Source organism: Ramlibacter sp. GCM10027632, from assembly GCF_042675325.1.
Lineage (GTDB): Bacteria > Pseudomonadota > Gammaproteobacteria > Burkholderiales > Burkholderiaceae_C > Ramlibacter.
The window spans coordinates 117,569-134,659 of sequence record NZ_JBHTGW010000006.1 but is presented as its reverse complement, the minus strand read 5'-3'; the positions used below and the strand labels follow the sequence as shown (position 1 = coordinate 134,659).

Below are 17,091 nucleotides of genomic sequence, written 5' to 3'. Positions count from 1 at the left end.
CAAAGTTCCGTTGGCTTGATCGCCCGCGCCGATGAATCCGCCGCCCGCCGGGGCCTCAGGCCGCCGCGTTCACCAGGCTCCACAGGCGGGCCGGGCTCAGCGGCATCTGCAGCACCGGCGACAGGTCCGCGCGGCCCGCGCGCGCCAGGGCGTCGGCCACTGCATTGACCGCGCAGGGCGTGGCGCCGATGGTGCCCAGCTCGCCCACGCCCTTCACCCCCAGCGGGTTGTTCTTGCAGGGGGTGGACTCGTCGGTCGTGGTCACGAAATCGCAGGCCATGAAGTCGGCGCGCGGCGCGGCGTAGTCCATCAGGCTGCCGGTGATCGGCTGGCCGGTGGCCTCGTCATAGACCATGGCCTCGCACAGCGCCTGGCCCAGGCCCTGCACCGCGCCGCCATCGAGCTGGCCGCGAACGATGGTCGGATTGACCACCTTGCCGATGTCGTTGACGCCGCTGTAGGCCACCACCTGCACCTGGCCGGTGGCGGGATCGACCTCCACCTCGCAGACATGGCAGCCGTTGGGCCAGGTCGGGCCGGAGACGGCGCTGGTGCTCTCGAGGTGGATACGGCCGCCGGCCTGGCGCGCGGCCAGCGTGGCCAGGTCGATGCCCAGGTCGGTGCCGCGCACGTGGAAGCGGCCGGCCTCGTAGGCCAGGTCCTCGGCGCTGGCCTCCAGCTCCTTCGCGGCCAGCTGGCGCGCCGCGTCGAGCGTGCGCTCGGCGCCGATGCGCATGGCCGAACCGCCGGTGAACAGCGAGCGCGAGCCGGCGGTGCCGAAGCCGTCGCCGCGGTCGGTGTCGCCCAGGACCACGCGCACCTTGTCGATCGGCACGCCGAAGACATCCACCACCAGCTGCGCCAGGGTGGTGGCGATGCCCTGGCCCATGGCATTGACCGCGGAGAAGACCTCGATGGTGCCGTCGGCCAGCACCGTGAGCGTGACGCGCTCCTCGAACACGTTGCCCCCGGTCCATTCGAGGAAGGTGGACAGCCCCAGCCCGCGCCACAGCCCGCGCGCGCGGCTGGCGGCGGCCCGGGCCTCGAAGCCGGCCCAGTCGGCCTGGGCCAGGCCCTGGTCCATCACATGCTCGAAGCGGCCGACGTCGTAGGTCTGGCCCATCGGGTTCTTGTACGGCATCTGCTCGGGGCGCACGAAGTTGCGCCGGCGCAGCTGCACGCGGTCGATGCCGGTCTGGCGGGCGGCCTCGTCCATCAGGCGCTCGATGATGAAGATGGCCTCGGGCCGGCCCGCGCCGCGGTAGGCCGAGACCGGCGCGGTGTTGGTCAGGATGGCCTGGAACTGGAAGTCGACCAGGGGAATGTCGTAGACGCTGGTCTGCACCCAGGGACCGATCAGCAGCACGATGGCCGTGCCCGTGGGCAGGGCGTAGGCGCCGACGTTGCCCTGCGAGTGCACGCGCAGGCCCAGGATGCGGCCGTCCGCGGCCAGCGCCAGCGAGGCCTGCGTGTGCAGGTCGCGGCCCGGCACGGCGCTGAGGAATTCCTCGCTGCGGTCGGCGATCCACTTCACCGGGCGCCGCAGCTTCCAGGCGCACAGGGCGGTGGCCACGTCCTCGCTGTAGGCGCCGGTCTTCATGCCGAAGCCGCCGCCCACGTCGCCCAGCGTGGCGCGCACCTGCGCCTTGTCCAGGCCGAGGCAGGCGGCCACGGTGTCGCGCAGGCCCGAGGGCATCTGGCTGCTCAGGCGGATGGTGAGTCGGCCGTCCTCGGCGACCCACGCCAGCACCGAACGCGGCTCCAGGGCCAGCGCCGACAGGCGCTGGTTGTGGATCTCCAGGGACACCACGTGGTCGGCCCGCTCGAAGGCCTGGCGCGTGGCCTCGGCGTCGCCGTAGCGGCTCTGGGCCACCAGGTTGTCGGGCGCGGCCTCGCACAGCGCCGGCGCGCCCTCGGCGGTGGCCTGTTCCACGGTGACCACATGCGGCAGGTCCTCGTACTCGACCCACACCGCCTCGGCGGCGTCGCGGGCCTGCTGCAGGGTCTCGGCCACGACCACGGCCACCGCCTCGCCCACGAAGCGCACGCGCTCGTGCGCCAGCACCCGCCGCACCGGCGAGGCACCGGGCGAGCCGTCGGGGCGCTTGAAGCCGGCGGTCACCGGCATGGGCTTGATGCCCTCGGCCGCGAGCTGCTCGCCGGTGAGGACCAGGGCCACGCCGGGCATGGCGCGGGCGGTGTCGGCGTCGATGCGCACGATGCGCGCATGGGGGTGCGGCGAACGCACGAAGCAGGCCTTGAGCCCGCCCTCGGGGGCGAGGTCGTCGGTGAACTGGCCCTGGCCCTTGAGCAGGCCATCGTCCTCGAGGCGGGGCACGGCGCGGCCGCTGCCGAAACGCGCGGCGATCTGGGGGTCGTCTTGGCTCATGGTGTGTCTCCTGGGCGCGATTGTGCGGCGCACCTGGCGGGCCCGGTGTCACCCGGGCGATCCCGCCGGGTGACGCCGTGCGGCAGCCTCAGTGCAGCAGCCGCGGCAGCGCGAGGAAGTTCAGCAGCGCACCGTCGAAGTCGTCGGGCGCCTCGAGGTTCTGCAGGTGGCCGATGCCGCGCATCTCGAGGAAGGTGCTGCCGGGGATCCGCCGCGCCATGTCGCGCATCACCGCCGGCGGGACCTCGCGGTCGTGCTCGCCCGCGAGCAGCAGCGTGGGCACGTGGATGCGGGCGAGGCCATCGCGCCGGTCGAAGGCGGCCATGGCCTGCAGCGCCCGCCGGTAGGTGGAGGCATGCACCATTCCCATGGCGTGCTGCGCCAGCCGCACGCCCTCGGGCATCGCGGCGTGGCCGATCCACTGCGGCACCTGGACCTCGGCCAGGCCGGCCATGTCGCGGCCCTCGTCGAGCAGCGCGGTGCGCCGGGCCACGAAGCCCGCGCGGTCCGCCTCGTCGAGCGCGGCGCGGGTGCCGCACAGGACCAGGCGCCCGACCAGCTCGGGCCGCCGGGCCACCACCTCCTGGGCCACCATGCCGCCCATGCCGTGGCCGATCAGGGCCACCGGGCCGGCCTGCAGCGCCTCGACCAGGGCGACGCAGCGCTGGGCCAGGCCCTTGAAGGCATAGGGTTCGATCGGCGGGCTCTGGCCGTAGCCCGGCATGTCCCAGGCCACTGCCCGGTAGCCGGCCATGGCCAGCGACTCGACCTGCGGCGCGAAGGCCAGGTGGCCGCCGGCCTCGCCATGCAGCAGCAGCACGGTCGGGCCCGCGCCCAGCGTGGTGAAAGTGGGCAAGCTCATGGTCTTCTGCGGCTCCTGCGGCTTGCGGTCATACTACCCGCGTTCCCGCTGACCGCCCGCCCCCCGCTGCCTCCCGACGATGACGCCTTCCCGCCAAGCCCAGACACCCAGCTTCTCGACGCGCGAATTCCGCGCCGCGCTGGGCATGTTCGCCACCGGCGTGACCATCGTCACCACCCGCGCCGAGGACGGCACCCCGATCGGGCTGACCGCCAACTCCTTCAATTCGGTCTCGCTGGACCCGCCGCTGGTGCTGTGGAGCCTGTCGCAGGCCGCCGCCTCGCTGCCGGCCTTCCGTGCGCACTCGCACTACGCGATCAACGTGCTGGGCGCCGACCAGAAGGAGCTGGCCGAGCGCTTCGCCACCAAGGGCATCGACCGCTGGCGCGGCGTGGAAAGCCAGACCGGCGCCGGCGGCGTGCCCCTGATCGCGGGCGCGGCCGCCACCTTCGAGTGCTTCAACCGCAGCCGCTACGACGAGGGCGACCATGTCATCTTCGTCGGCGAGGTCGAGCGCTGCACGCTGCGCGCGGGCGCCTCGCCGCTGTTGTTCCACGGCGGCCGGTTCTACACCGAGCACCCGCTCTGACCGCGGCGGGCCGCGCCCGCCCTCCCCCGCAGCCCCGACGCGCCCCGGCCGCGCGCGTCGCCCGCTTGACTGTCGCGGCACGGCCATTGCTTGTAGGATCGCTCCACTTTTTGTAGCAAGGAGCGATACATGGGAATGTTCCACTGGGCCGAGAAGCCCGCGTCCACCCTGGCTGCCGGCGGCGTGATCGGCCCCGATGAGCGCCTGCCCTGGCCGCAGACGGCGGCCATGGGCGTGCAGCACGTGATCGCGATGTTCGGCGCCACGGTGCTGGCCCCGATCCTCATGGGCTTCGACCCGAACACCGCCATCCTCATGAGCGGCATCGGCACGTTGATCTTCTTTTTGATCACGGGTGGCAAAGTGCCCAGTTACCTGGGGTCGAGCTTCGCCTTCATCGGCGTGGTGATCGCGGCCACGGCGTATGCGGGCAAGGGCCCCAACGCGAACATCGGCGTGGCGCTGGGCGGCATCGTCGCCTGCGGCGCGCTGTACACCGTGATCGGCGCGGTGGTTCAGGCCATCGGCACCGGCTGGATCGAGCGCTTCATGCCGCCGGTGGTCACCGGCTCGGTGGTGGCGGTGATCGGCCTGAACCTGGCGGGCATCCCCGTCAAGAACATGGCGGCCAACAACTTCGAGTCATGGATGCAGGCCGTGACCTTCGTGTGCGTGGCGCTGGTGGCGGTGTTCACCCGCGGCATGGTGCAGCGCCTCCTGATCCTGGTCGGCCTGATCCTGGCCTCGGTGGTCTACGCGGTCCTCACCAACGGCATGGGCCTGGGCAAGCCGATGGACCTGTCCGGCATCGCCAGCGCCGCCTGGTTCGGCGCGCCGACCTTCGCCGCGCCGGTGTTCGAGGCGCAGGCCATGCTGCTGATTGCCCCGGTGGCCATCATCCTGGTGGCCGAGAACCTGGGCCACATCAAGGCGGTGACCGCGATGACCGGGCGCAACCTCGATCCGTACATGGGCCGCGCCTTCATCGGCGACGGCATCGCCACCATGGTCAGCGGCGCCTCGGGCGGTACCGGCGTGACCACCTACGCGGAGAACATCGGCGTGATGGCCGCGACCAAGATCTATTCGACCGCGGTGTTCCTGCTGGCGGCGCTGATCGCGGTGGTGCTCGGCTTCTCGCCCAAGTTCGGGGCCGTGATCCAGGCCATCCCGCTGCCGGTGATGGGGGGCGTGTCGATCGTGGTGTTCGGCCTGATCGCGGTGGCCGGCGCCAAGATCTGGGTCGACAACAAGGTCGACTTCTCGCAGAACCGCAACCTGATCGTGGCCGCCATCACCCTGGTGCTGGGCACCGGTGACTTCACCCTGAAGTTCGGCGGCTTCGCCCTGGGCGGCATCGGCACCGCCACCTTCGGCGCCATCCTGCTGTGGGCCTTGCTCGGTCGCGGCACGAACGGCAAGTGAGCGGCCGGTAAGATCGTCCACATGCCCACCTGGACCCACCCCATCTCCGTCGAGTCGCTCACCTCGCTGAGTCGCGGCACGGCGGCTGAACACCTCGGCATCGAGTTCCTCGAGGTCGGCGACGACTTCATCCGCGCCCGCGTGCCGGTGGACCATCGCACCAGCCAGCCCTATGGCCTGCTGCATGGCGGGGTGAGCGTGGTGCTGGCCGAGACGCTGGGCTCGCTGGGCGCGGCCCACAGCTGCGCGCCGGGCCACAAGGTGGTGGGCCTGGACATCAATGCCAACCACCTGCGCGGCGTGAGCGCGGGCTGGGTGACGGGCACGACGCGGCCCGTCCACATCGGCCGCACCACCCAGGTGTGGGCCATCGAGCTGCAGGACGACCAGGGCCGGCCGACCTGCGTCTCGCGCATCACGATGGCGGTGCTGGCGCCGCGCTAGCGCACCGCCCCCCGCGGGCCCGCTCCCTGCATCCATGCCGGCCGCAGCCTCGCGGCCCGGCCCTGTCGCGCCCGGCCGCCCTTGCGGCTCAACACCCGCGCGGCGCCACCCCCCCTGCAAGACACACCCTAGGCACTTTTGCTGCATTGCAATTCGTGCACCGCACAAATAACATTCACGTTGACCACTATATTCAATTTAACTTTTTTCTAGTCGATGCGTCGCCTAGTCTTCATCGCATTATTTGCACTTTCTGCCTCACTGATTGCCTCGGGCTGTGACCAGGCCCGCGAGCAGTTCGCCAGTTTCATCCGGCCGAAGACCGACCCATCGGCGCTGCAGGAGGCCAACGCGGCGCTGGAGCAGGGCCGGTTCCAGCAAGCCATCGAGCACGCCACCCCGCTGGCGCAGAAGGCCGGCGCCGCGCGCGGTGACGCCGCGCTGGTGGTGGCACGCTCGTCCGCACGGCTTGGCGACACCGACAAGGCCTTGGCCTACCTGCGCATCGCCGCGGACCACGGCGCGGTCGACCCCACCCGCTTGCTGCTGGACGACCACTTCGCCCTGCTGCGGACCGACCCGCGTTTCCTCGCCCTGATCGTCTCGGCCAGCCCGGGCGCGGCCACGAGCGCGCAGGCGGCTTCCGCCGCACCGCAGCCGTCCGCACCGCGGGTCGGCACCCCTGCCCCGGCACCGGACGCCGTGGCCCGCGTCCTGCCAGGCGGTGGCCTCGAGGTCCGGGCGGGCGACGCCTCGGCCTCCGTGAAACCCTGAGCGCCGCAGCCGCCGGCACTCCGCACACCCGGGCCACCTGGCGCTTGCGGCCAGGCGAGCCCCGTCCCCTCCCCCTGTTGAAAGGTCTCCCTTGAAATTCAAGAAGCTGGTCCTCGGCATGGCTGCGGCCGCCGCCTGTGCCTCCTCCGTCGTCGCCTGGGCCGAGGCGATCAACCAGGTCGGCCAGGCGGAGGTGAGCATCAAGTCCCACAAGGACCCGATCGCGGCCCGCGCCGCGGCCCGCCGCCAGGCCGAGTACGACGCGATCCGCGCCGCCCTGAAGCTGCGGTTGAACGTCGAAGCCAAGGGACCGAAGGCGGACGAAGCCATCGGCGAGCTGGTCAAGAACTTCGGCCCCAACCTCAAGACCACCTACGTCACCGAGGGCGACATCCTGACGGCGCGCACCACGCTGTCCGTCGACAGCGCGGAGTTGACCGACCTGTCTCGCTCGCTCGGCCTGCAGAACGCCAACGTGATGGAGGCGGCCTCCATCGTCTTCCTGATCGACGAGTACTGGGGCATCGCGACCAACCTGGACCCGAGCAAGCCGATCGTGAGCGAGGTCGAGTTCTTCCAGGACAAGAGCAGTTCCTCCGACACCAGCTCGCGGTCTTCGGGCGCGAGCTTCTCCGACACCAGCAGCAAGTCGTCGTCCGCCTCGTCCTACCAGGGTTCGATGGCAGCCTCCTCGCGCGAGTCCTCCAGCTACGCCGCCAACCGCCAGGCCAGCGTGGCCGGCAGCCAGTCCTCCTCGTTCGCGGGCAGCGACCGCCGCGCCGCGGCGGTGCAGGACGGCTACGGCGGGTCCGCCGCCGCCGCGCGCGACACCCAGGTCGCCGGCGCCCAGCGCAGCGCCTACGCCGGCAGCTCGCAATCGAGCGTGGCAGCGGCCGCCAGCTCCGACACCCGCGTCGCCTCGAGCGTGAATGCCTCGAGCGCCTCCGCCTCGGACCGCAAGAACGTGCAGTCCGGCAGCTTCGCGCAGCAGCAGAACAACATCGTCAACCAGAAGGACGTCACCAGCTTCAAGTCGAAGACGGTCTTCCCTGACCTGAACAACGCCAAGCCCGCGGACGCGGCCTCCGCGCTGATCGCGCAGCGACTGGCCCAGGTCACCCGGCAGTACGGCCTGGAGTACACGCCGGAGCGCGACCTGCGCGAGACCGGCAAGGGCAAGATGCTGATCTCGGACATCGAGACCCAGGGCAAGTTCGAGATGTACGCCCAGAAGGCCGCGAAGAACCCCTTCAACGCCAAGTACGTCGTGTTCGGCTCCTCGGTGATGAACGCCGAGGGCAAGAGCGCCAGCGGCCGGACGCTGTGCTCCGGCATGCTGAAGCTGGATTCGTTCAATGTGAACACCGGTCGCGGGCTCGTGGTGGGCACCCTGGTCAAGCGCGCCGATGGCAGCTCCGACCAGGACTGCCGCTCCAACCTGGCCTCCGCCCTGGCGACCGAGCTGGCGCAGACCGTGGGCAACGCCGCGACCCGCGAGCTCCAGCGCCTGGCCCAGATGGGGCAGTCCTACACCGTCACCCTCTTCAGCTCGGAGCGGATCACGCGCGGCATCGGTGGCGGCTTCGAGGACGCGCTGCGTGAACTCGTCGGCGAGCTGCGCGAGGACCGCCGCACCGAATCCACCCGCGTCTACACGATGTCGTCCAAGGGCGGCGACCTGGCGCGCCGCATCGAGCGGATGCTGGACAAGCTCGGCGCCGAGATGAAGAACGCCGAGGTGCAGACCAAGGGCAACCGCGTGGTGGTCTGCGTCGAAGGGCGCTGCCCCGCGGATTACTGAGCATGGAAGCCCGCACCTTGCATGCCGCCCCCTGGCGGCGATCCGTGATCGCCCTGCTGGTGGCCAGTGGCGCCGCCTGCGCCCAGGCGTCCCAGTTCTTCGTCTTCCCGGTCAAGGAGCTGGAGGGCGTGAGCAACAGCCTGCCGCCCGAGAAGCGCCCGCTGGTCGATCCGCGCGTGCGCCGCCTCATCGACCCCGCGATGCAGGCGTCGATCCTGGAGCACTTCGCGGGCCAGGTGGAACGCGCGTTCCCGGACAGCGTGGTCCACGCCCGCCAGGTGCGCAACGTGCGCTCCGGCGGCGCCTACCGCTACATCAACAACGACAGCCTGGGCTGCGCCGAGGGCTTCAATGTCCCGGTCCAGCAGTCCTATGCCGTGGTGGCGGGGATCACGCGCGCGTCCTGGTACCAGGTGCCGCGGGAGCGGGGCGCGGTCGAACTGCTGGTCCCGATCACGCTGAACCTCCAGCTGGTCAAGCCCGAGAAGGCCAAGGTGGTCTATTCGCTGTCGGAGACGCTGTATTCGCGCTTCCGCTTTGGCTCGGAAGCGGAGCTGCAGGCGAGCACGGCCTCGATCGCGCAGGAGATCGCCAAGGGCCTGGCCAGCCAGGTCTCGGAGCTGGTCAAGGGCCTGCAGGCGGGCTTCAAGCCCAAGGACGCAACGGTCAGGATCGTCGGCCAGTCCCAGGGCGTGTTCGTCGCCGACAAGGGCTTCGAGGCCGGCTTCGTGGTCAATGACGAGGCCGAGGCGGTGAACACCCGGACGGGCCAAACGGTCCTGGTGCGGGTCCTCGGCGCGGAATCGCGCTACGCGATCCTGAAGCCGAGCGAAGGCAGCCTGGCCACCGGCGACGAGCTCACCTTCCAGTTCGGCATGGAGGCGGACGACTCGCGCAAGCCGCGGGTCATGCCCGTGGTCGGCGAGGCCGAGCCCCGGGCTTCCGCGATCGCGGACCTGTTCGCCAAGGACATCGGCGTCCACGCCGGCTTCCAGATCGCCGCCGTCGACGCCAACTTCAAGGACACGCAAGCCAGCATCGAGGCCAAGGCCGCCTGCGTGCCCTGGAGCAAGTTCGCCTCGGTTCGCAAGGATTTCGAGAGCCGGCAGGATGCGCCCGATTTCTTCCTGAGGTTCCAGCACTCGCTGTCCCCGGTCACCCTCGAGGCCGGCGCCGGGGGCGTCGAGACGCGCGAGTCCTTCGCCGCCACGGTGACCGCGCAACTGGTCGACCACGCGGGCCATGTGCTGTTCTCGGAGATGGGCCAGGACTACTACCAACTGGACAAGAAGGGCGGTCGCGGGCTCGACCTCGCCAACGCCTTCGAGGTCTCGCTGAAGAACGCGACGCGGGCCGTCGCGAAGAAGTTCGTGGCCAACGTCAGGTTCCAGCCCGGCGAGTACGAGGTCTCGTCCGCCAGCCGCAACGCCTTCACGGTGCAGGGGTTGGCCCTGCCGCCCGGCACGTCGGTGAGCTTCGACGTCCTGCGTCCGCTGAACGTCCAGGTCCATGGCCAGCAGGCTGCCTGGCGGCTGGCGCTTGGCAGCGGCGCCGGGGAGCCCCGGGCCGAGGGAGACGCGACGGTCTTCTCGTACACACCGCTCGACACCGAGGTGCGCCGGGGCGACCGCGTCGTGATCGCCAACATGCCGCGCAAGGGGCAGGTGCGAATGAGCGAGTGCGAGACGCCCTATGTCGCCCCGGGCTCCATCCCCGCCGGCTTCCTGCTGCCGGTGCTGCAGCACGGCGCCTACAGCGCGGCGAAGCTGCAGGTCGCCCTGGCGGATCCGGCGTTCTACGCGGACGCCAACCGGCTCCTCGACGAAGGCAAGTTCAAGCTGAAGCTGCAGCGCCCCACCGCCACCGAGGTCTGCGTGCGCCCCGGCTACCTGGTCAAGCCGGAGCCGCCCGCCTGCCAGGGCGACAGCTGCGGCTTCGACATGCTGGCCGCCGCGACCGTCATCCTCGAGAAGGGGGCCGAGCGCGTGGCGAACTTCGTCCAGGCAGAGAAGCTGAGCATCAAGGGCGTGGCAATGCCCCAGGTCACCCATTTCGCCGGTTCCAAGGCGATCGAGAGCGTGTCCAAGAACTTGCCAAAACTCATCGAAAAACTCAACGCAACCAAGTGAGCCTACCCATGACCATGAAACGCAGATCCCTCGTGACCGGCGCCGTCGCCCTGACGGCCGCTCCCGCCTTCGCCCAGTTCGGCGGCCTCCTGGGGGGTGCCCGCGGCGGCTCCGGCGGCGGCAATGTCGATGCCGACGTCGCCGCGTTCCTGACCAAGAGCTTCAACATCGAGAAGACGCTGTCCAAGGCCTACCTCGCCATCGCCGCGGCCTACCTGAAGGAAGGCGAGCTGGCCAAGACCCGGACCCTGTTCGAGGAGGTGGGCAAGCTCACCGAGCCGAAGGAGGCCGGCGCCAAGTTCCAGGAAGTCCAGCAAAGCGCGCTCGCCGAACTCAAGCGCCTGGGCGAGAGCAAGGACCTGGAAGCCCAGACCAAGGCCCTGAGCGCCGAGAAGCAGCAGCAGGTCGCCAAGGGCGTGGGCAACTTCCTGCTGGGGGTGTTCCAGTCCAAGGACCTGGTGTCCACCGGCCAGAGCCTCGTCAGCTCCGTGGCGTCCAACCCCATGAGCGTGGGCAAGGTGCTCCCCGTCAAGGACTCGCTGACCCGCCTGGGCCGCGCCGCGGAGCTCGCGGGCGCCACCCTGCCGGCGTTCGTGAACGTCCTCAAGGGCGTGAACGTCAGCGTCGCCCCGGCGTCGACCAGTTCCACCGAGGAGAAGGTCGACTCGATCTGACCGGACTCAGGCCCCGCCGCCGGCGAGCCGCTTGCTTTTCCAGTAAACGTCGTCGCCGCCGTCGAGGCGATTGAGCACCCGCGCCAGCACGAACATCAGGTCCGACAGCCGATTCAGGTACTGGCGCGGCGCATCACGCAGCGGCTCGGCCGCGCCCAGGGCCACGACCGCGCGCTCGGCGCGGCGCGAGACGGTGCGGCACACATGGGCCTGGGCCGCGCCGCGCGTGCCGGCGGGGAGGATGAACTCCTCGAGCCGGGGCAGCGTGGCGTTGTGGTCCTCCAGCGCCTCGTCCAGCGTGATCACCGCCTCGGCCTGCAGCAGCTCGAAGCCGGGAATGGACAGCTCGCCGCCGAGGTTGAACAGCTGGTGCTGCACCTCGACGAGCAGGTCGCGCACCGACTGCGGCATGGGCTCGCACAGGAGCAGGCCGATGTGCGAGTTGAGTTCGTCGACATCTCCCATGGCCTGCACGCGCAGGTGGTTCTTGGCGACCCGGGTGTTGTTTCCCAGGCCCGTGGTGCCATCGTCGCCGGTGCGGGTGGCGATCTGGGTCAGGCGCTTGCCCATGGCGCAGTCTCCGGTTGGTTCGAATTGGAAAGGTGGCATTGTCCTATGCCACCTTGCACGGGGCCGACGCCGGCCCGGGGGCAGCGGGGAGGACCTGGCGCCATCAGGGGCAACCGCAGTACCGCAGCGCGGCCCGGCGAATACACTGGGGCGCTGTTTTTCCCGCCTGCCCCATGAACGCTCCCACCGCCACCTCCCACCTGGTCCCCGAACTCGCGCTGCGCGAGGTCCCGCCGGCACTGATCGAGGCGCTGCAGGCCCGCTTCGGCGCGCAGTGCTCGACGGCCCTGGCGGTACGCGAGCAGCATGGCCGCGACGAGTCGCCCTTCATCGCGCCGCCGCCGGCGGCGGTGGTGTTCGCCGAGTCGACCCAGGACGTGTCCGACGCCGTGCGCCTGGCGGCTGCCCATGACGTGCCAGTGATCCCCTTCGGCGTGGGCTCCTCGCTGGAGGGCCACCTGCTGGCGGTGCAGGGCGGCATCTGCATCGACGTGTCCCGCATGAACCGGGTGCTGTCGGTCAACCCCGAGGACCTCACGGTCACCGTGCAGCCCGGGGTGACGCGCAAGCAACTCAACGAGGCGATCAAGAGCACGGGCCTGTTCTTCCCGATCGACCCGGGCGCCGACGCCTCCCTCGGCGGCATGTGCGCCACCCGCGCCTCGGGCACCAACGCCGTGCGTTACGGCACCATGCGCGAGAACGTGCTGGCGCTCGAGGTGGTCACCGCCTCGGGCGAGGCGATCCGCACCGGCACCCGCGCCAAGAAGTCCTCCGCCGGCTACGACCTGACCCGCCTGTTCGTGGGCAGCGAGGGCACGCTGGGCGTGATGACCGAGATCACCCTGCGCATCTACCCGCTGCCCGAGGCGGTCTCGGCGGCGACCTGCTCCTTCCCCAGCATCGAGGCCGCGGTGCGCACCACCATCGCGGTGATCCAGATGGGCGTGCCCATCGCCCGGGTGGAGCTGATCGACGCGAACACCGTGCGCATGGTGAACGCCCACAGCAAGCTCACGCTGCGCGAGGAGCCGATGCTGCTGATGGAGTTCCACGGCTCGCCGGCCGGCGTCGAGGAGCAGGCCCAGACCGTGCAGGAGATCGCGGCCGACCATGGCGGCAACGCCTTCGAGTGGGCCACCACGCCGGAGGCCCGCACCCGCCTGTGGACGGCCCGCCACAACGCCTACTTCGCCGCGGTGCAGTCGCGCCCCGGCTGCCGCGTCATCTCCACCGACACCTGCGTGCCCATCTCCCGCCTGGCCGACTGCCTGCTCGACTCGGTGGCCGAGGCCGATGCCAGCGGCATCCCCTACTTCCTGGTGGGCCACGTGGGCGACGGCAACTTCCACTTCGGCTACCTGCTGGACCCGAACGCCCCCGCCGAGCACGAGAAGGCCGAGGCGCTGAACCACCAGCTCGTCACCCGCGCCCTCACCCTGGGCGGCACCTGCACCGGCGAGCACGGCGTGGGCCTGCACAAGATGGGCTTCCTGCTGGCCGAGGCCGGCCCGGGGGCGGTGGACATGATGCGCACCATCAAGCGCGCGCTGGACCCGAAGAACATCATGAACCCGGGCAAGATCTTCGCGCTGTAAGCCGGCCCTTTCGCCAAGGACAAAGCCCCGCACTGCGGGGCTTTGTCTTTCCGGGGCCGGCGGGGCCCAGGCGGTCGCGCTCAGCCTGTCGATCAGGCGGTGGCGCGCAGCTTGTCGATCAGGCCGTTGAGCTCGTCCAGCGAGCCGAACTGGATGGACACCTCGCCCATCTCCTCGATGCGGCCGTTGCGCTTCACGCGCTTCTTCACCCGCACCTCGACCTCGGCGGTCAGCAGGTCGGACAGCTCCTCCTCCACCCGCCGCAGGTCGCGCGACTTCTCCTTCTTGGGCTTGGGCGAGACCAGGTTGAACTCGGCGCCGATCTTCTTGACCAGGCTCTCGGCCTCGCGCACCGACAGGCTTTTGGCGGTGATCTGGTGGGCCGCGGTGATCTGGGCGGCCCGCTCCAGGGCCAGCAGGGCGCGGGCATGGCCCATGTCCAGGTCGCCGGCCATGAGCAGGGTCTGCACCGGCTCGGCCAGGTTCAGCAGGCGCAGCAGGTTGGACGCGGCGCTGCGCGAGCGGCCCACCGCCTGGGCGGCCTGCTCGTGGGTCAGCCCGAATTCCTTGACCAGGCGCTGCAGGCCCTGGGCCTCTTCCAGCGGGTTGAGGTCCTCGCGCTGGATGTTCTCGATCAGGGCCATCGCGGCTGCGGCCTCGTCCGGCACCTCGCGCACCAGCACCGGCACGCTGTCCAGCCCGGCCAGGCGGGCCGCGCGGCTGCGGCGCTCGCCGGCAATGATCTCGTACTTGCCGGCGTTCGGCCCGCTCTGCAGCTGGCGCACCAGGATGGGCTGCATGATGCCCTGGGCCTTGATGCTCTCGGCCAGCTCGTAGAGCGCGCCTTCGTCCATCCGCGTGCGCGGCTGGTACTGGCCGGGGACCAGCTCGTCGAGTTTGAGCGAGCCGGTCTGGCCGCCGGCGGGGCCGGCAGCGGGGGCATCGGCCGGGGCGGCGGAGGCCGACGGTCCGAGCAGGGCTTCCAGGCCGCGGCCCAGGCCCTTGGGTTTCTTGGTCACCATCGTGGCGTTTCTTTCTGAGGATCCGGGATTCAGGAGGACATCAGGTCCTGCAGCAGCACATGGCCTTCCGGCCAGCTGCCCAGGCCGGAGTCGGCATTGATGTGGCCCGCGTTGCCGTGGTCCATGCACTGCGCGCCCCAGTCGGCGGCGAATTGGCGGGCGCGAGCGAAGTGGCAGTGCGGGTCGTCCTGGCTGGCCACCAGCACGCTGCGGAATGGCAGGCGCTGCAATGCGATCGGCCGCCAGCTGTGCAGCTGGCCCTGCATGTCCGGCCGCTCGACGTCGCCGGGCGCCACCAGCAGGGCGCCCTTGACGCGGTCGGTGTTGCGGCTGACCGAGGCCCAGGCGGCCACCAGCACGCAGCCCAGGCTGTGGGCCACCAGCACCGCTGGCTCGTCGCACGTGAGCAGGACCTCCTCCAGCCGGGTGATCCAGTCGCCGCGCAGCGGCCGGTCCCAGTCGTGCTGTTCCACGCGCCGGTAGCCGTGGCGCTGCTCCCACAGCGTCTGCCAGTGGGCGGGGCCACTGTTGTGCCAGCCTGGGAGGATCAGGACGTTGGACGGTTTCATGGGGTCAATTCCGGTAGCGAGCGCTCACCTGTCGCATGGAAGTACGGCTCAACGGTATTCCAGGCGGCTGATGCGGGCGACCAGCTCCTTGGCGAAGTCGATGAAGGCCTTGCTGCCGCGCGCCGACGGGTCGAACACCACGCCGGGCAGGCCATAGCTGGGCGCCTCGGCCAGGCGCACGTTGCGCGGGATGACGGCGTCGAACACCTTTTCGCCGAAGTGGCCCTTGAGCTGCTCGCTCACCTGCTGCTGCAGGGTGATCCGCGGGTCGAACATGACGCGCAGCAGGCCGATGACCTGCAGGTCGGGGTTGAGGTTGGCGTGGACCTGCTTGATGGTGTTGACCAGATCGGACAGGCCCTCCAGCGCGAAGTACTCGCACTGCATCGGCACGATCACGCCATGGGCGGCGCACAGGCCGTTGAGCGTGAGCATGGACAGGGAGGGCGGGCAGTCGACCAGGACGATGTCGTAATCGCCGGCCACGGCGGCCAGGGCCTGCTTCAGGCGCTTCTCGCGGCGCTCCAGGCCGACCAGCTCGACCTCGGCACCGGCCAGTTCGCGGTTGGCGCCCAGCACGTCATAGCCACAGCGCTCGGCGCGCACCCGGGCCTCGGCCACGGAAGCGGACTCCAGCAGCACGTCGTAGACCGTGTACTCGATCTCGCGCTTGTCGATGCCCGAGCCCATGGTGGCGTTGCCCTGCGGGTCCAGGTCGATCAGCAGCACCCGCTGGCCGACCTTGGCCAGGCCGGCGGCCAGGTTCACCGTGGTGGTGGTCTTGCCGACCCCGCCCTTCTGGTTCGCGACGCAAAAGATTCGTGCCATGTCAGTCCCGCCCGGCCTGGGCATGAGGGGTTAGTGGTTCTTTACTTGTTACTTGTGGGCGGCCACTCACATGCCACCCCTAACGGCCCAGGGCCAGCTTGAGCCCGAAGCCGATCAGGAAGACGCCCGCCAGCTTTTCCAGCCAGGAGCCGATCCGCGGATTCGCCCGCAGCCGCTCGGCCATGAAATGGGTCAGCAGCACGACGACCAGGCCATAGGCGAAGGTCAGCGCGGCGATGGTCAGGGCCATCGCGCCGAAGGTCACCAGACCCTGGTGGCGGGCCGGATCGACGAAGAGGGGGAAGAAGGCCATGTAGAACACGATGGCCTTCGGGTTGAGCAGGGTGATGACCGCGGCCTGCCGGAAATACTGCCGGGGCTGGATGTTCAGCACGGGCTGGTCGCCCGGCTTGGCGCGCAGCATCCGCAGGCCCAGCCAGGCCAGGTAGGCGGCGCCCAGCCACTGGACGGCATGGAAGGCCGGGGGGAATGCCACCAGCAGCGCGGCCACGCCGGCCACCGCCGCCCAGAGCAGGACCTGGTCCCCGGCGATCACGCCGAGGGTGGCCGCCAGGCCGCCCCGGATGCCCCCCTTGCCGGTGGAGGTGATCAGCGCCAGGTTGCCGGGACCCGGGATGGCGAGGAACAGCACGATGGCCGCGACGAAGGCACCGTAGTCTGCAACGCCGAACATGAAAATCTGGGTTCCCGGAGTGGTCTTGGAGGATGGGCCGAGTTTACGTGAGGCCCTGCTCCCTTTTCAGCCAGACGATGCACCGCTCGGCGTCCACGCCCGGCACCGTCAAGGGTTCCACGTGAAACACCGACACGCCTGCCGGCAGCTCGGCGATCTCGTCGGCCGGATGCTTGCCCTTCATCGCCAGCCAGACACCGCCGTCGGCGAGGGCTCCACCGGACCAGGCCACGAAGTCCGCCAGCGAGGCGAAGGCCCGGGAACTGATCACGTCGTAGGGCCCGGCCAGGTTCTCCACCCGGGCATGGACGCCGCGCAGGTTCGGCAGGCGCAGCGTGACCGCCACCTGCTGGATGAAGGCAGCCTTCTTGCCCACCGTGTCCACGCAATCCACCGCCATGTCCGGGCAGCAGATCGCCAGCACCACGCCCGGCAGGCCCGCGCCGGAGCCGACATCCAGCAGGCGCAGCGCCCGCCCGCCGGCGTGCCGGCGCAGCGGCCCGACCACGGCCAGGCTGTCCAGCAGGTGCAGCCCGAACATCTCGTCCGGGTCGCGCACCGCGGTGAGGTTGTAGACCCGGTTCCACTTCTGGATCAGGCCGAGGTAGGTCAGCAGTTGCGCCTGCCGCCCCTCATCCAGCGCCAGTCCCAGTGCGGCCAGGCCGGCACGCAGCCGACCGGCATACGGCGATTCCGTCATCGCCCCTCCCCTTCCCGCTTCCG

The 17,091-nt window shown here is 70.3% G+C and carries 16 protein-coding genes; 8 read left to right on the top strand and 8 right to left on the bottom strand.

Annotated features, from left to right (window positions below):
• Nucleotides 1-55: 55 nt before the first annotated feature.
• The gene (locus tag ACFQZY_RS11065) at nt 56-2,389 is read right to left on the bottom strand and encodes a xanthine dehydrogenase family protein molybdopterin-binding subunit (RefSeq protein WP_377415686.1); all 2,334 of its coding nucleotides are present in this window, start codon (nt 2,387-2,389) and stop codon (nt 56-58) included.
• Between the two features lie 88 nt (nt 2,390-2,477).
• Nucleotides 2,478-3,251 (bottom strand): alpha/beta fold hydrolase, encoded by a 774-nt coding sequence (locus ACFQZY_RS11060; protein WP_377415685.1) that lies wholly within the window; start codon nt 3,249-3,251, stop codon nt 2,478-2,480.
• 79 nt (nt 3,252-3,330) lie between these two features.
• Between ACFQZY_RS11060 and ACFQZY_RS11055 the strand changes: the two genes are divergently transcribed.
• The 7 genes from ACFQZY_RS11055 (at nt 3,331) to ACFQZY_RS11025 (ending at nt 11,087) form a co-directional block, all read left to right on the top strand.
• Nucleotides 3,331-3,840: a flavin reductase family protein gene (locus ACFQZY_RS11055; RefSeq protein WP_377415684.1), complete on the top strand. Its 510-nt coding sequence runs from the start codon at nt 3,331-3,333 to the stop codon at nt 3,838-3,840.
• 135 nt (nt 3,841-3,975) lie between these two features.
• Complete coding sequence (locus tag ACFQZY_RS11050; RefSeq protein ID WP_377415868.1) at nt 3,976-5,265, top strand: solute carrier family 23 protein; 1,290 nt, start codon at nt 3,976-3,978, stop codon at nt 5,263-5,265.
• A gap of 21 nt (nt 5,266-5,286) precedes the next feature.
• A complete protein-coding gene (locus ACFQZY_RS11045; protein WP_377415683.1) occupies nt 5,287-5,709 on the top strand; it encodes a hotdog fold thioesterase in 423 nt (140 codons plus the stop codon).
• Nucleotides 5,710-5,925: 216 nt separating this feature from the next.
• A complete protein-coding gene (locus tag ACFQZY_RS11040) occupies nt 5,926-6,483 on the top strand; it encodes a TPR end-of-group domain-containing protein (RefSeq protein ID WP_377415682.1) in 558 nt (185 codons plus the stop codon).
• Nucleotides 6,484-6,574: 91 nt separating this feature from the next.
• Nucleotides 6,575-8,284 (top strand): hypothetical protein, encoded by a 1,710-nt coding sequence (locus ACFQZY_RS11035; RefSeq protein ID WP_377415681.1) that lies wholly within the window; start codon nt 6,575-6,577, stop codon nt 8,282-8,284.
• 2 nt (nt 8,285-8,286) lie between these two features.
• Complete coding sequence (locus tag ACFQZY_RS11030; RefSeq protein WP_377415680.1) at nt 8,287-10,413, top strand: hypothetical protein; 2,127 nt, start codon at nt 8,287-8,289, stop codon at nt 10,411-10,413.
• A gap of 14 nt (nt 10,414-10,427) precedes the next feature.
• The gene (locus ACFQZY_RS11025; protein ID WP_377415679.1) at nt 10,428-11,087 is read left to right on the top strand and encodes a hypothetical protein; all 660 of its coding nucleotides are present in this window, start codon (nt 10,428-10,430) and stop codon (nt 11,085-11,087) included.
• 6 nt (nt 11,088-11,093) lie between these two features.
• On the opposite strand, the gene ACFQZY_RS11020 is transcribed toward ACFQZY_RS11025, so the two are convergent.
• On the bottom strand, nt 11,094-11,657 hold the full coding sequence (locus tag ACFQZY_RS11020) for a cob(I)yrinic acid a,c-diamide adenosyltransferase (protein ID WP_377415678.1): 564 nt from the start codon (nt 11,655-11,657) through the stop codon (nt 11,094-11,096).
• 173 nt (nt 11,658-11,830) lie between these two features.
• Between ACFQZY_RS11020 and ACFQZY_RS11015 the strand changes: the two genes are divergently transcribed.
• The gene (locus ACFQZY_RS11015; protein ID WP_377415677.1) at nt 11,831-13,255 is read left to right on the top strand and encodes an FAD-binding oxidoreductase; all 1,425 of its coding nucleotides are present in this window, start codon (nt 11,831-11,833) and stop codon (nt 13,253-13,255) included.
• Nucleotides 13,256-13,347: 92 nt separating this feature from the next.
• Here ACFQZY_RS11015 and ACFQZY_RS11010 read toward each other — a convergent pair whose 3' ends face one another.
• The 5 genes from ACFQZY_RS11010 to rsmG all read right to left on the bottom strand — a co-directional run bounded on the left by ACFQZY_RS11010 (nt 13,348) and on the right by rsmG (nt 17,068).
• Nucleotides 13,348-14,277: a ParB/RepB/Spo0J family partition protein gene (locus ACFQZY_RS11010; protein ID WP_377415676.1), complete on the bottom strand. Its 930-nt coding sequence runs from the start codon at nt 14,275-14,277 to the stop codon at nt 13,348-13,350.
• Nucleotides 14,278-14,306: 29 nt separating this feature from the next.
• Nucleotides 14,307-14,846, bottom strand: coding sequence for an RBBP9/YdeN family alpha/beta hydrolase (locus tag ACFQZY_RS11005; protein WP_377415675.1), 540 nt, complete (start codon nt 14,844-14,846; stop codon nt 14,307-14,309).
• Nucleotides 14,847-14,894: 48 nt separating this feature from the next.
• Entirely contained in the window at nt 14,895-15,674 is a 780-nt protein-coding gene (locus ACFQZY_RS11000; protein ID WP_377415674.1) for a ParA family protein, read from the bottom strand.
• A 79-nt stretch (nt 15,675-15,753) separates the two neighbouring features.
• The gene (locus tag ACFQZY_RS10995) at nt 15,754-16,368 is read right to left on the bottom strand and encodes a LysE family translocator (RefSeq protein WP_377415673.1); all 615 of its coding nucleotides are present in this window, start codon (nt 16,366-16,368) and stop codon (nt 15,754-15,756) included.
• 43 nt (nt 16,369-16,411) lie between these two features.
• Nucleotides 16,412-17,068 (bottom strand): 16S rRNA (guanine(527)-N(7))-methyltransferase RsmG, encoded by a 657-nt coding sequence (gene rsmG / locus ACFQZY_RS10990; RefSeq protein WP_377415672.1) that lies wholly within the window; start codon nt 17,066-17,068, stop codon nt 16,412-16,414.
• Nucleotides 17,069-17,091 lie beyond the last annotated feature (23 nt).